Genomic DNA, 13,009 nt, shown 5'->3' on the forward strand with positions numbered 1-13,009 from the left:
CGGCGCCGGTCGGTGCGGGCGGGTGTCGGCTGATGCCGGAGGGGCACCTGACGGCTGCTGCGACCGGTGAGACCGGTGGGGCAAAAGGGACTTCGAGGCCGCCGGGTGGACAAGTCGGCCGACGCGGCCGGCGCGGGGGCGGGTACGCGGACGCACGACGGGGCGGTGACCGTTCCGTGACCTCCGCCACACCCATGAGAGGGCCATGAGAACCGGGGTTGGCCAACGGTCCCAACCGGTGGTAAGCGCGGGGCAATTCGGGCGTAACAGCGAAACACCATGATCACAGGCATGATCATCTCTGCCCGCAATGTCCGTTACGGCGTCAATAAGAGGCGACACGCCCGGTGTTCGGGATCGGATTGAGCAAATGTGGCGCAGGCCACGTTTCTTGTGGATATGAAGGAGCCCCTGGTACCGGTTATTCCCATGTCCCACACCGCTCACATACGCAGCCACCGGAAGCCCCGCCGTAGCGCGTCGAAAATCGCGATGCGGGCCGGAGTTGCCGGTGGCGTCCTCGGCACCCTGGCGGTGACCGGTGCGTCCGCCTCCTCGGCGAGCGCCGCCGAGCCGGTCACCCAGACGCTCGAACTGCCCACGCTGACCGCCGACCTCGCCGCCCAGGTCGCCCAGTCCGCCGACGCCACGCAGCAGACCGCCGCGAACTACCAGCTCCTGGCCGAGCGCGACGCCGCCGCCGCGAAGGCCGCCTCGCAGGCCAAGTCCGACCTGGCCCAGGCGCAGAAGAAGGCCGAGGAGGCCAAGCAGAAGGCCGCCGAGGAGGCCGCCCGCAAGGCGCAGGCCGCCGAGCGCGCCTCGCGCTCCTCCGCGCGCACCGCCCTGGCCACTACGGCGAGCACCGGCTCCGGTTCCACCGTCTCCACGGGCACGTCCGACGCGACCGGTTCGGCCGCCGCCATCGTCTCCTTCGTCAAGTCGCAGGTGGGCAAGGCCTACGTCTCCGGCGCCACCGGCCCGTCCGCCTACGACTGCTCGGGCCTGGTGCAGACCGCCTTCAGGCAGGTGGGCGTCAGCCTGCCGCGTGTCTCCCAGGACCAGTCGACCGCCGGCACCCAGGTGTCGCTGTCGGACCTGCAGCCGGGCGACATCCTCTACTGGGGCGGCGCGGGCAGCGCGTACCACGTGGCCGTGTACGTCGGTGACGGTATGTTCGTCGGCGCGCAGAACCCCTCCAGCGGCGTCGTGGAGCGGCCGCTGTCGTACGACCAGCCCACCGGAGCGGTCCGGGTGCTCTGAGGCACCGCACAGCGCCGTACGGGGTGAAGGGCCGCAGCCGCTCGGGGGCAGCGGCCCTTCCGGCACTCCCGGCGGCATGACCGAGGCCGGCTCAGGTTCCTGAGCCGGCCTCGGTGTCGTCCGCGGCGGGGGGTCACGCCTTGGGCGCCACCTTGGTCAGGCCGTTGATGATGCGGTCCATCGCGTCGCCGCCCGTGGGGTCGGTGAGGTTGGCGAGCATCTTGAGGGTGAACTTCATCAGCACCGGGTGGGTCAGGCCGCGCTGGGCGGCGATCTGCATGACCTTCGGGTTGCCGATGAGCTTCACGAAGGCGCGGCCCAGCGTGTAGTAGCCGCCGTAGGTGTCCTTGAGGACGCGCGGGTAGCGCTGGAGGGCCAGTTCGCGCTGGGCGGGCGTGGCACGTCCGTGCGCCTGGACGATGACGTCGGCGGCGAGCTGGCCGGACTCCATGGCGTAGGCGATGCCCTCGCCGTTGAACGGGTTCACCAGGCCGCCGGCGTCGCCGACGAGCAGCAGCCCGCGCGTGTAGTGGGGCTGCCGGTTGAACGCCATGGGCAGGGCGGCGCCGCGGATCGGTCCGGTCATGTTCTCCGGGGTGTAGCCCCAGTCCTCCGGCATCGAGGCGCACCACGCCTTGAGGATCTCGCGCCAGTCGAGGTCCTTGAAGGCCGCGGAGGTGTTGAGGACGCCGAGGCCGACGTTGGAGGTGCCGTCGCCCATGCCGAAGACCCAGCCGTAGCCCGGCAGGAGGCGGTCCTGGGGGCCGCGCCGGTCCCACAGCTCCAGCCAGGACTCCAGGTAGTCGTCGTCGTGGCGGGGCGAGGTGAAGTACGTGCGCACGGCGACACCCATGGGGCGGTCCTCGCGGCGGTGCAGGCCCATCGCCAGGGACAGCCGGGTGGAGTTGCCGTCGGCGGCGACGACGAGCGGCGCGTGGAAGGTGACCTCGCGCTTCTCCTCGCCGAGCTTCGCCGTGACCCCGGTGATGCGGCCGGTGCGGTCGTCCACGAGGGGCCCGCTCACGTTGCAGCGCTCGTACAGGCGGGCGCCCGCCTTCTGGGCCTGCCGGGCGAGCTGCTCGTCGAAGTCGTCGCGCTTGCGGACGAGTCCGTAGTCGGGGAAGGAGGCGAGTTCGGGCCAGTCGAGCTGGAGCCGGACGCCGCCGCCGATGATGCGCAGCCCCTTGTTGCGCAGCCAGCCCGCCTCCTCGGAGATGTCGATGCCCATGGCGACGAGCTGCTTGACGGCGCGCGGGGTGAGTCCGTCGCCGCACACCTTCTCGCGCGGGAACGCGGTCTTCTCCAGCAGGAGGACGTCGAGACCGGCCCGGGCGAGGTGATACGCGGTGGTGGAGCCGGCCGGCCCCGCACCCACCACGATCACATCGGCGGTGTTCTCGGAGAGGGGCTCAGTCACGACGGTCACGGCGGGATCTCCCCAAGTTCGAAATCTGCGTGCCGACCGGCACTGGACATGGGCAGTCTATGCAGGAGCATTGATCACCCGGCTGAAGGGCTGCCCCGTGAACCGAGCACTCCCCGTCGTCCGGCTGCGCGTCCCCACCGACGAGGACGCCGTCGCCTGGCACCGGGTCTTCGACGACCCGGACGTCATGGAGTTCCACGGTGGCCGGTCCGCCGAACTCTCCGTCTACGAGGAGCTGACCGCCCGCCAGCGCCGGCACGACGCCGAGCACGGCTTCTGCCTCTGGACGGTGCTCGACGAGGCGGGCCGGGTCATCGGCTTCACGGGCGCGCAGCCGTGGCCCGGCGCGTGGGGCCCGGTGGGCGAGACGGAGATCGGCTGGCGGCTGGGCCGGGAGCACTGGGGGCGGGGGTACGTCACGGCGGCCGCCCGGCTGACCCTGGAGCGGCTGCGGGCGGCCGGCCAGCCGAGCGTGGTGGCGATGGTCGACGCCCGCAACGAGCGGTCCATCGCGGTCACCCGGCGGCTGGGCATGCGGCTCGCGGAGACCTTCGTGACGCCGTCCTCGCAGCGGCAGGGCCACTGCTTCCGGCTCGACCTGTGACGGCCGGCGGCGGCCCGAGCGGCTCGGCGGCTCGGCGGCTCGGCGGCTCGGCGGCATGATCGGCCCGGCGGTCCGATCGGCCCGGCGGTCACGGGCGAAATCGTGACCGTACGTAGTCGATTGTCACGGAAAGGCATCTGACGCTTCCGGGCGGCGCCCCTGGCTGGCTACCCTGGGCCGTACCGCTGGGGGTGACGCCGTGTACCCGATACCCAGGACACCGGAAGTGCGTGTGCCGCGCCTGGTCGGGCTGATGGCCGTGGACGCGCGGGAGACCGCCCGGGCGCGCGGCCTGTCGCTCGACGCGCCGGACCGCCCCGACTTCCACCTCGCCGTCGTCGACCATGTCGTACGCCAGTACCCGCGGCCCGGGGCCGCCGTGCCGCGGGACTCGATGGTGTACGTGTGGTTCGACTTCGGGCCGGGAGAGGGCGGCGGGGGCGTGCGCGAGCCGCGCGCGCCGGAGCCGCCCGCCGGGGGCGTGCGGCGCGAACTCGACGCGCCGGAACCGGACGACCCGTACGCCGTCCTGCCCACCTGAGCCCGGAGAACCAGCACCGCCGGGCCCTGCGGTCTCAGTCCTTGAAGCCCCGGTGCAGGGCCACGATCCCGCCGCTGAGGTTGCGCCAGGCCACCTTCGACCAGCCGGCCGCGCTCAGGTGCCCGGCCAGCGCGCCCTGGTCGGGCCAGGCCCGGATGGACTCGGCGAGGTACACGTACGCGTCGGGGCTGGAGGACACTGCGCGCGCCACCGGCGGCAGGGCGCGCATCAGGTACTCGGTGTAGACGGTGCGGAAGGGCGCCCACGTCGGGTGCGAGAACTCGCAGATCACCACGCGCCCGCCGGGCCGGGTCACCCGGTACATCTCGCGCAGGGCGGCGTCGAAGTCCCGTACGTTGCGCAGCCCGAAGGAGATGGTGACCGCGTCGAAGACGTCGTCCTTGAACGGCAGCCGCGTCGCGTCGCCCGCGGTGAACGGCAGCCAGGTGTGGCGCGCCTTGCCGACCTGGAGCATCCCGAGGGAGAAGTCGCAGGGGACGACATAGGCGCCGGCCCGGGTGAAGGGCAGCGAGGAGGTGGCCGTACCGGCGGCGAGGTCGAGGACCTTCTGCGCCGGGCGGGCGTCGACCGCCCGGGCGACCTCCTTGCGCCACCGCCGGTCCTGCCCCAGGGACAGCACGTCGTTGGTCAGGTCGTACCGGTCCGCCACGTCGTCGAACATCGAGGCGACTTCGTGCGGCTGCTTCTCCAGGGATGCGCGGGTCACGGGCCCATTGTGGCAGGCGGGAGTGCGGCGGCGCGGAAGCGGCCTCGGCTTGCGCGCGGGCGGTCACCGCGCGTCCGGCGGCGAACGCGCGGAACCGGCCGCGGAACCTGGCCACGGGCTGCTCCCCGGCCACGGCCCGTGGCGGGAGCCCGGTCCCGGGCGGCGGCCGCGCACCGGCGCGGGACGGAACCCGTACGGTCGGTGGCCCGGCGGTGGCGTCCCGGATCGCGGCGCCGCGCCGGCCGGGCGGCGCGCTGCGGGTCTCCTTCGGTGGGAAGGCCGGTACGCCGGTACGTTCGGGAGGGCGTTCGCGGGTGGAGCCCGGCCGGCGCGGCGTCGGCCGGGAGGGGCGTCAGTGGCGGCGGTGCAGCAGTCGGCCCCGGACGACGGTCGCCACGCACGTGCCGGCGCCGCGCTCGACGAGGGTCGCCTCGTCCGGGACGTCGAAGACGGCGAAGGTCGCGTCCGTCTTCTCGTACGGGAGGATCGGCGCCGAGATCGCCTCGCCGAGGCCGCGCCGGCCGGCCAGCGGGTCGAGGTCCGGGGTGCGGCTGCCCGGGGTCAGGTCCGGTGGTCCCGGCGGGTCCTCGGAGCGTTCCGCCAGGGTCAGTCCGGCCCGGCGGACCGCGTCCGCCACGGCGGGCCGCCGCAGGTTCCCGGCCACCGCCACGGTCCCGTGCGCCAGCATCCGCCGCACCCCGCGCCGGGCGCTCGCGCCCCACCGCGCGTCGGTCATGCCGAGCGCGGCCAGCGCCTCGCCGGTGATCGGCGCGCTGCCCAGGGCGTCGGCCTCGCGCGGGTCGGGGTGGTAGGCCAGCTCCAGGAGTTCGGGCCCGTACGGGTTGAGCAGGCCGGGGGCGATGAGTCCCGGCCAGCGGCGCACCCGGGCCGCGGGGTGCGCGGCCGCCACCTCGTCGAACGGGCCGACGGCGGCGATCGTCCGGCCCTCGGCCAGGATCGCGCCGCCGGGCACCGGCGCGGACCGCGGATCGCCGGTGACCAGCAGATCCGCGGTGTGGATCGTCAGCACGGCGACGTCAGTTGGACGCCAGCAGCTTCAGCTCGGGGTGGGCCGTGCCGCCCTCGATCGCCGTGGAGGAGATGTGGGAGACCACGCGGTCGTCGACCGGGTCGTTCGCCGGGTCGTCGTGGACGACGAGGTGCTCGTACGTCGTGGCGCGCTGGGCGGGGACGCGGCCGGCCTTGCGGATCAGCTCGATGATCTCCATGCGGTTGGAGCGGTGCTTGGCACCGGCGGAGGACACGACGTTCTCCTCCAGCATGATCGAGCCCAGGTCGTCGGCGCCGTAGTGCAGGGTGAGCTGGCCGACCTCCTTGCCGGTGGTCAGCCAGGAGCCCTGGATGTGGCGGACGTTGTCGAGGAAGAGGCGGGCGATCGCGATCATCCGCAGGTACTCGAAGAGCGTGGCCTGGGTGCGGCCCTTGAGGTGGTTGTTCTCGGGCTGGTAGGTGTACGGGATGAAGGCGCGGAAGCCGCCGGTGCGGTCCTGGACGTCCCGGATCATCCGCAGGTGCTCGATCCGCTCGGCGTTGGTCTCGCCGGTGCCCATCAGCATGGTGGAGGTGGACTCCACGCCCAGCCGGTGCGCGGTCTCCATGATCTCCAGCCAGCGCTCGCCGGACTCCTTCAGCGGGGCGATGGCCTTGCGCGGCCGCGCGGGCAGCAGCTCCGCGCCGGCGCCCGCGAAGGAGTCGAGGCCGGCCTGGTGGATCCGGGTGATGGCCTCCTCCACGGAGACCTTGGAGATCCGGGCCATGTGCTCGACCTCGGAGGCGCCGAGGGAGTGGATGACCAGCTGCGGGAAGGCGTCCTTGATGGCCTTGAAGTGCTTCTCGTAGTACTCCACGCCGTAGTCCGGGTGGTGGCCGCCCTGGAACATGATCTGCGTGCCGCCGAGTTCGACGGTCTCCGCGCAGCGGCGCAGGATGTCGTCGAGGTCGCGGGTCCAGCCCTTGGCGGTGTCCTTGGGGGCGGCGTAGAACGCGCAGAACTTGCACGCCGTGACGCACACGTTCGTGTAGTTGATGTTGCGCTCGATGATGTAGGTGGCGATGTGCTCGGTGCCCGCGTACGCGCGGCGGCGCACGGCGTCCGCGGCGGCGCCCAGCGCGTGCAGCGGCGCGTGGCGGTAGAGGTCGAGCGCCTCCTCGGGGGTGATCCGCCCACCGGCGGCGGCACGGCCGAGGACGGCTGTGACATCAGAAGAGGTGAGGTCGGCCTTCTCGGTCACCGGCGTCCCTTTCGCAGCATTCGTCAGGGGTGTGGACGGACTTCGCCAGCCTACGCCAGGGGGGTCGCCGGGCGGACGCCAGGCCGTCTCCGGGGCGCCTCCGGGCCGTCCCCGGGCCGGGGGCGCTGAGCGGACGCCGGGCCGGGCGGGAGGGGGCGTACGGCTCTCAGGCCGCGTGCGCGCCGAGGAGTACGCCCGCGCACGCCCCCGCGATCAGGAACGGCCCGAACGCGATGGCCGTCTTGCGCCCCGCGCGCCGTACGGCGACGAGCGCGCCGGCGTACAGCGCCGCGCACAGGAACCCGGCGAAGGTGCCGAGCAGCACGGTGGGCCAGCCGTACCAGCCCAGGGCGGCGCCCGCGGCCGGTGCCAGTTTCACGTCGCCGAAGCCCATGCCGGACGGGTTGACGAGGAACAGGACGAAGTAGCCGCCGCCCAGGGCGAGGGCCCCGTACAGCGCGGTCGGCCAGTGCCCGGCGTGGCCGGGGAGCAGGGCGGCCGCGCCGAGGAGCAGCAGGGCGGCGCCCGCGAACGGCAGGGTGAGCACGTCCGGCAGCCGCCGTACCCGCAGGTCGACGACGGCGAGCAGCACCCCGACGGGCGCGAGCAGCAGCCAGGCGGCGAGTTCGGGGCGCGGTCCGGTGGCGGCGGCGAGGGCGGCGCAGACGAGGGCGGTGGCGGCCACCGGCGCGGCGCTACGGGCGTACGCGGGCGGGACGATGTCTGGGGCGTGCGGGGGCGGTACGACGTCCGGAGCGTGCGAGGCCGGGGCGGCGTCCGGGGCGTGCGCGGGCGGTACGACGTCCGGAGCGTGCGAGGCCGGGGCGGCCTCCGGGGCGTGCGCGGGCGGTACGACGTCCGGAGCGTGCGAGGCCGGGGCGGCCTCCGGGGCGTGCGCGGGCGGGGCGGCGCTCGGAGTGTGTGCAGGCGGGGCGGCGCTCGGGGTGTGCGTGGGCGCCCGCGTGCCCTCCGGCCCGTCCGAGGTGTCCGCCTCCCCCCTGGTGGCGGTCGCGCATCGCGCGCAGCGGCCCCGGCCCAGCCAGCCCCGTAGCGGATGCCCGCCCGGACACCGCGACCGCCAGGCCTCCCCCGCCGGGACCGAGAACCGGTAGGCGGCGCGCGGCAGCAGGGCGCCGGTCACCGCGCCCCACAGCACGGCGGCGGCGATCAGCGGCAGCGGGCCGCTCATCCCGCCGCGGTGACGCCGGTGCGCCAGGTCGGCAGCAGTTCGTCGAGGAGCGCCTCGGTGCGCGGCGGCAGCCCGCGGGCCCCGCCGCGGCCGGCCAGCTCCGCGGCGAGGCCGCGCAGGCGTGCGGTGTCGCCGGTGGCGTGGGTGGCCCGCAGCAGCTCGTCGACCAGGCGCTCGTCGGACGGCGCGGTGCGCAGGGCCGCGTTCAGCGCCTCGATCGCCTTCTCCGCGCGGTCCTTCTCCAGGTGGAACGCGGACAGGGCGAGCCCGATGTCCGCGATGATCAACGGGAGCTGGGCGTCGACCAGTTCGTGGGTCAGCCAGCGGTAGCGGCCCTCGGGACGGTCGGCGAGCAGCGGCCCGCGCACCACCACGAGCGCGTCGGTCAGCAGCCGGCCGCGCACGGCCCGGTTGCCGGCGCCCTTGCCCTGGGTGGCCTCGTGGTACAGCGAACGGAGCACGTCGAGGTCGGAGACGACGGTCTTGGCGAGCGTGAGCCGGCCGGTGCCGTCGCTGCGCAGCCGGGCGGTGCCGTCCGGGTCGGTGCCGAGCCAGGCGCGCAGCCGCTCGATCAGCGCGTCGCGCACGTCGTCGGTGACGCCGCGCGGCCACAGCGCCGAGGACAGCACGCGCGGGTGCACACCCTCGCGGTGCAGCAGGAGCAGGGCCAGCGCCTCGTGCAGCAGCGCGCTGCGCTCGTCCTCCGGGGTGTCGAGGCCGATGACCTCGTACGAGCCGACGAGCCGCGCGTACACAGCCGGCCGCCCCTGCTCGCTGATGTCGACGAGGAACGGCGGGGTGGTCGTGGGCCCGTCGGGACCGCGCCCGGGGTCGGCCTCGGTGAACAGGTCGACGACGGCCCGCTGCTGGGCGGCCGGCAGCAGTTGCGCGTCGAGTTCCAGGCCGAGCAGCGGGGCGAGCAGCCGGCCCTGGCCGGTGATCTCCATCTCCCAGGCGGCGCCGGGCAGTTCGCCGCTCTCGGCGCCGACGAGGTAGCCGATGCCGAGCCGGGCGGCGCCGGCGGCCAGCTCCGCGAGCCGGCGGGCGTCGGCGGCGGACGGCTGGGCGGCCAGCAGCACCAGGTGCGGTGCCCAGCGGGTGTGCTGGGCGGGGCCGGTGCGCCCGGTGAGCACCGAGTCGTGTCCGGCGGCGCCGAGCGCGCCGCGCCGCTGCCGGGTCTCGGCCTCCATGGTCTCCAGCAGTGCCTCGACGCCGTCGAGGTGGCGCAGCCGGTTCGGGGCGAGCGCGGTGAGGTCCTCGCCGAAGCCGACGAGGGTCACGGTCATCCGGTCCGACCAGCCGTTGGTGGCGAGTTCGGCGGCGACGGAGGCGAGGACGGCGGCCCGGTCGGCGGCGCGGCCGCTCAGCGAGACGATGCCGGGCACGGCCTCCAGGTTGAGCAGCAGCCGGGAGTCGTCCATGGTGCCGAGGCTGACCAGGCCGGGGTAGGGGGCGGCGGTGCCGGCGTCCTCGTACCGCTCGGCGTCGGCGCGCGCCAGCACCCAGAACGTGTCGTCCTGGCCGGGCCGCCAGGGCGCGGGCGGCTTCCCGGACGGCTGGGCGAGCTGGAGGTGCAGATCGCCGCCGGTGAGCCAGGCGGCGTAGACGACGGGCAGCGCCCGGGACTCGGCGGCGAGGGCGGCGGCGAGGCCGCGCAGCGACCGGTCGAGCCGGCGTACGCCCTCCGGGTCGGCGCCCACCAGCAGCGCGTCCTGCACGTCCAGGGCGTCGCCGGTCGGCGTGGGCGGCTCCATGCCGCCCCGGCCGCCGAGCGCGCCGAGCGCCGACTGCCACAGCGCCTGCCGGCGGCGGCGGCCGAGGGCGGCGAGGAGGCCGGCGGCCAGGAAGGGGGCGCCGAGGAGGGCTTCGGGCAGCCCGAAGGAGCCGCTGCCGTGTCCGGCGGTGGTGTGAGCGGCGGGAGCGGCGGCGGGGCCGGTGCCGTGCTGGTGTCCGGGGTCGGGGGCGGGGCGCTGCGCGAGTACGGAGATGTGGGCGCCGCCGCCCTGGACGCCGCCTTGCTCGCCCTGGGCGCCGCCCTGGGCGTGGTCGCCGGACTCGGCGTAGTCGTGGATCTGCTGCCGCAGGTGCTCGGGGACCTGGGGCGCGTCGTCGGGCAGCTCGACGAGATCGCCGCCGTGCGCGTCCGCGGGCATCTCCATGATCCAGCCGGGCCGGATGAGGCTGGCCTCGGACAGCCGGGAACCGTCGGGCTGGATACGGTCCTTGTTCAGCTCGTAGATCTCCTTGTACCGGCGTCCGTCGCCCAGGTGCCGCTGCGCGATCTCCCACAGGGAGTCGTGGTGGCGGCCCTCGGGCGGCTGGATCCGGTAGTACTTCGTGTCGCCGTGCTCGGCCTTCGCCCGGGCGGCCGCGTGGGCCGCCTGCTCGGCGACGGCGGACGCGGCGGACGCGGAGGCGGCCTGCTCGCGCTGCTGCCCGAACAGCCCGCCGGGCGTCTGCTGGGCGGCGGCGACGGTCCCCTTCTGGTTGCCCTCCACGCTGTGCCCGAGCTGGGACAGGCCGGGGGTGAGGCTCGCCGCGGTGGCCCCGACCAGCAGCAGCGCGGCGACGAGCTGACGCGCGAGCAGCTGACTGGGCCCGGCCCCCGGTACTCGCCCCGGCACACCGACCCCGGACAGCGCCGCCTTCATCTCCACCAGCACACAGGCGGTGAACTGCGCCCAGGCGAACCAGACGAGGACGACCAGGATGTTCAGGAACGTCCCGACCGTGATCTCCTGCTGGAGCCAGTCGAGGCTGGGCACTCCGTGCGGCAGCGGCCATCCGACCTCCACCGCGAGGGCGCCCGGCACGCCCACGAGCAGCACGAGCAGGGCGAGGAAGGCGAAGAACGCCTTCACGAAGTCCCCGAACGTGCGCCGCCGCACCCGCACCGGCTGCGGTGTCCGGTTCCTCGGAGCCGGCGAGGTTCCCGACGAGCTTGACGAACTTGCACTACGACGTCGCGGCATGGCGGGTGTCCTGGGTCGTGTGGTGAGGGCACGGCTGCGGGGTGCGGGGTGCGGGGGTGTGCTGAGCCTACAGAGATCTTATGGACCCGGGCGACGCCGTCACGGTCCCCCTCCCGCGCGGGCATCCACCGCCCTCGCCGCCCTTCACGCTCACCCCACCGCACCTGCCGATTTCCCCCACAATCCGCCCCCAACCCCTCAAGAGCGCCCGGCTCCCCCCTGATAGCTTCGAGCCCTACCGAACGCAGCACACGCCAGATGTAACCGGGGGAGATCACCATGGCCCGCCGCGCCCGAACCGCCACCACCGCAGCACTCACCGTGACCGCGGCCCTGCTCCTGTCCGCCTGCGGCGGGGGGAGCGAGGCGAAGTCGGGGGACATCAAGGGGGCGGAGACGGGGGCGGGGAGTCCGTCGGCTTCGGTGCCGGCGACGGCCGGCGGCAGCGGTCCCGACATCAGCGTCCCCAAGGATCTGAAGCTGGACCTCGACTTCGACAAGCCGTCCGACACCAAGCAGTCGGCCGCGCTCACGGACGCACAGAACTACCTCCGGGCGCTGGTGCATGGCTTGGCCGCCCAGAACCCCGACGACCCGGGTTACCAGTACTACTCGGTCTCCGGCGGCCAGGCGGCCCAGTACGCCAAGTCCCAGATCCAGTCCTGGGTCAAGGGAGGCTGGACTCCCTACGGGACGGACAGGTACTACGACGGGAACATCACCACGCTGAGCGGCGGCAAGCGGGTGCTGGTCAAGTTCTGCGAGAACCAGGCGAAGTTCTACGGCAAGGAGATCAAGACCGGCAAGATCCTCTACACGAAGGAAAGCCTCAACAGCTATCTCAAGTACAGCCTCCTCATGATGCCGCCGTCCGGTTCCTCCACGAACTGGAAGGCATCGGTCATCGAAGTCGTCGGCAAGGCGAAGGAGTGCCAGGCATGAGGCTGTCCGCGACCTCGCGGTTCATGGCAGCCGCCGCTGCCGCCGCAGTGGTGTGGTCCGGCAGCAACGCGTACGCCGACGGTCCCGCGGACAAGACGACCCAGCCCTCCGGCCCCTCCGGCGGCGCCCACGGCAGCGACGTCTACGCCTCCGCCGGCTACTCCCGCATCAAGGTCCGCCAAATCAGCGGCCCCACCGGCGGCAACCGCGGCAGTCTCTCCTCCGTGGACGTCAACTGGAAGCCGCCGGCCTGCTGGTACGAACCCGTGTTCACCGGCGAGGAGCTGAAGGACTTCGTCGACAAGACGGACGGCAACGGCGATGTGGGCATCCACGAGTCCTGGTTCGGCAAGGGCCTGTGGACGGACCACTACAAGGACGGCAAGCCGGAGAGCAACTTCGACGACGCGTCGAGCATCGCCGAGGGCTACAAGGACTACAACGTCGGCAAGAAGGGCTACTTCTGGCGCAGCGTCGCGCCGGACGACAGCGACCCCGGCTCCTGGGACTGCAGCAAGATCATGTTCTGGCAGGACGCGGGCCGGATACCCGAGATCGCCCACGCCCCCACCCCGGAGATGCTCTCCGAGTACGCCTACAACCAGGTGAAGGTCCCCGCCACCAAGATCGAGCTGAAACCGGCCGCGACCTCCACGGTCAACCTGCCCACCTGGGTCTGGCTGGACAAGAGCGTCTTCCAGGACGTCACGGTCCGCGCCGAACTCCCCCGTACCGATCTGTGGGCGCAGACCACGGCCAAGCCGGTCGCCCTCCACCTGGACCCCGGCACGGACGACGCCGAGACCTACCCGTCCTCCGGCGACTGCACGTTCAACGCCGACGGCTCGATCGGCACCCCGTACCGGGCCGGCGACGCCGACAGGACCCCGCCCTGCGGCGTCAGGTACCTGCGCGCGACCAACGGCACGCCGTACCACCTGAAGGCGTCCGTCACCTGGAAGATCACCTGGACGGGCACGGGCGGCGCGCACGGCGACCACCCCGACGGCGTCTTCGAGACCACCCAGGACGTGAACGTCCAGGAGATCCAGTCGGTCAACCGCTGAGGTGTCCGGGACACCCGGCGCGAAGCCGG

At 73.6% G+C, this 13,009-nt stretch carries 11 protein-coding genes; 5 read left to right on the forward strand and 6 right to left on the reverse strand.

The window, feature by feature from the left end:
* The first annotated feature begins 429 nt into the window (after window positions 1-429).
* Window positions 430-1,260 carry a C40 family peptidase gene (locus tag ABZ858_RS28180; protein ID WP_361384424.1) on the forward strand — a complete coding sequence of 277 codons (831 nt, stop codon included), beginning with the start codon at window positions 430-432 and terminating at the stop codon, window positions 1,258-1,260.
* Between the two features lie 133 nt (window positions 1,261-1,393).
* Here ABZ858_RS28180 and ABZ858_RS28185 read toward each other — a convergent pair whose 3' ends face one another.
* Window positions 1,394-2,686 carry a geranylgeranyl reductase family protein gene (locus ABZ858_RS28185; protein ID WP_361384427.1) on the reverse strand — a complete coding sequence of 431 codons (1,293 nt, stop codon included), beginning with the start codon at window positions 2,684-2,686 and terminating at the stop codon, window positions 1,394-1,396.
* Window positions 2,687-2,783: 97 nt separating this feature from the next.
* On the opposite strand from ABZ858_RS28185, the gene ABZ858_RS28190 reads away from it, so the two are divergent.
* Complete coding sequence (locus ABZ858_RS28190; RefSeq protein WP_361384430.1) at window positions 2,784-3,290, forward strand: GNAT family N-acetyltransferase; 507 nt, start codon at window positions 2,784-2,786, stop codon at window positions 3,288-3,290.
* 226 nt (window positions 3,291-3,516) lie between these two features.
* On the forward strand, window positions 3,517-3,831 hold the full coding sequence (locus tag ABZ858_RS28195) for a PASTA domain-containing protein (protein WP_361384433.1): 315 nt from the start codon (window positions 3,517-3,519) through the stop codon (window positions 3,829-3,831).
* 34 nt (window positions 3,832-3,865) lie between these two features.
* On the opposite strand, the gene ABZ858_RS28200 is transcribed toward ABZ858_RS28195, so the two are convergent.
* From ABZ858_RS28200 to ABZ858_RS28220, 5 genes are all read right to left on the reverse strand, one after another.
* Window positions 3,866-4,558 (reverse strand): demethylmenaquinone methyltransferase, encoded by a 693-nt coding sequence (locus ABZ858_RS28200; RefSeq protein ID WP_361384436.1) that lies wholly within the window; start codon window positions 4,556-4,558, stop codon window positions 3,866-3,868.
* A 352-nt stretch (window positions 4,559-4,910) separates the two neighbouring features.
* The gene (locus ABZ858_RS28205; RefSeq protein ID WP_361384439.1) at window positions 4,911-5,588 is read right to left on the reverse strand and encodes a hypothetical protein; all 678 of its coding nucleotides are present in this window, start codon (window positions 5,586-5,588) and stop codon (window positions 4,911-4,913) included.
* Window positions 5,589-5,595: 7 nt separating this feature from the next.
* The gene (gene mqnC, locus ABZ858_RS28210) at window positions 5,596-6,810 is read right to left on the reverse strand and encodes a cyclic dehypoxanthinyl futalosine synthase (protein WP_361384442.1); all 1,215 of its coding nucleotides are present in this window, start codon (window positions 6,808-6,810) and stop codon (window positions 5,596-5,598) included.
* Between the two features lie 166 nt (window positions 6,811-6,976).
* The gene (locus ABZ858_RS28215; protein WP_361384445.1) at window positions 6,977-7,999 is read right to left on the reverse strand and encodes an A24 family peptidase; all 1,023 of its coding nucleotides are present in this window, start codon (window positions 7,997-7,999) and stop codon (window positions 6,977-6,979) included.
* Window positions 7,996-10,971, reverse strand: coding sequence for a BTAD domain-containing putative transcriptional regulator (locus tag ABZ858_RS28220; RefSeq protein WP_361384448.1), 2,976 nt, complete (start codon window positions 10,969-10,971; stop codon window positions 7,996-7,998). Before ABZ858_RS28220 ends, ABZ858_RS28215 begins: the two co-directional genes overlap by 4 nt.
* 279 nt (window positions 10,972-11,250) lie before the next feature.
* On the opposite strand from ABZ858_RS28220, the gene ABZ858_RS28225 reads away from it, so the two are divergent.
* Both ABZ858_RS28225 and ABZ858_RS28230 read left to right on the forward strand, forming a co-directional pair.
* A complete protein-coding gene (locus ABZ858_RS28225) occupies window positions 11,251-11,913 on the forward strand; it encodes a hypothetical protein (protein WP_361384451.1) in 663 nt (220 codons plus the stop codon).
* Window positions 11,910-12,980: a hypothetical protein gene (locus tag ABZ858_RS28230; protein WP_361384454.1), complete on the forward strand. Its 1,071-nt coding sequence runs from the start codon at window positions 11,910-11,912 to the stop codon at window positions 12,978-12,980. Before ABZ858_RS28225 ends, ABZ858_RS28230 begins: the two co-directional genes overlap by 4 nt.
* Window positions 12,981-13,009 lie beyond the last annotated feature (29 nt).

This window comes from Streptomyces sp. NPDC047017, from assembly GCF_040644175.1.
Lineage (GTDB): Bacteria > Actinomycetota > Actinomycetes > Streptomycetales > Streptomycetaceae > Streptomyces.

Coding starts and splice junctions, on each gene's coding strand:
- ABZ858_RS28225 (WP_361384451.1), top strand. CDS start 11,251: ATGGCCCGCCGCGCCCGAACCGCCACCACCGCAGCACTCACCGTGACC.
- ABZ858_RS28220 (WP_361384448.1), bottom strand. CDS start 10,971: ATGCCGCGACGTCGTAGTGCAAGTTCGTCAAGCTCGTCGGGAACCTCG.
- ABZ858_RS28180 (WP_361384424.1), top strand. CDS start 430: ATGTCCCACACCGCTCACATACGCAGCCACCGGAAGCCCCGCCGTAGC.
- ABZ858_RS28215 (WP_361384445.1), bottom strand. CDS start 7,999: ATGAGCGGCCCGCTGCCGCTGATCGCCGCCGCCGTGCTGTGGGGCGCG.
- ABZ858_RS28230 (WP_361384454.1), top strand. CDS start 11,910: ATGAGGCTGTCCGCGACCTCGCGGTTCATGGCAGCCGCCGCTGCCGCC.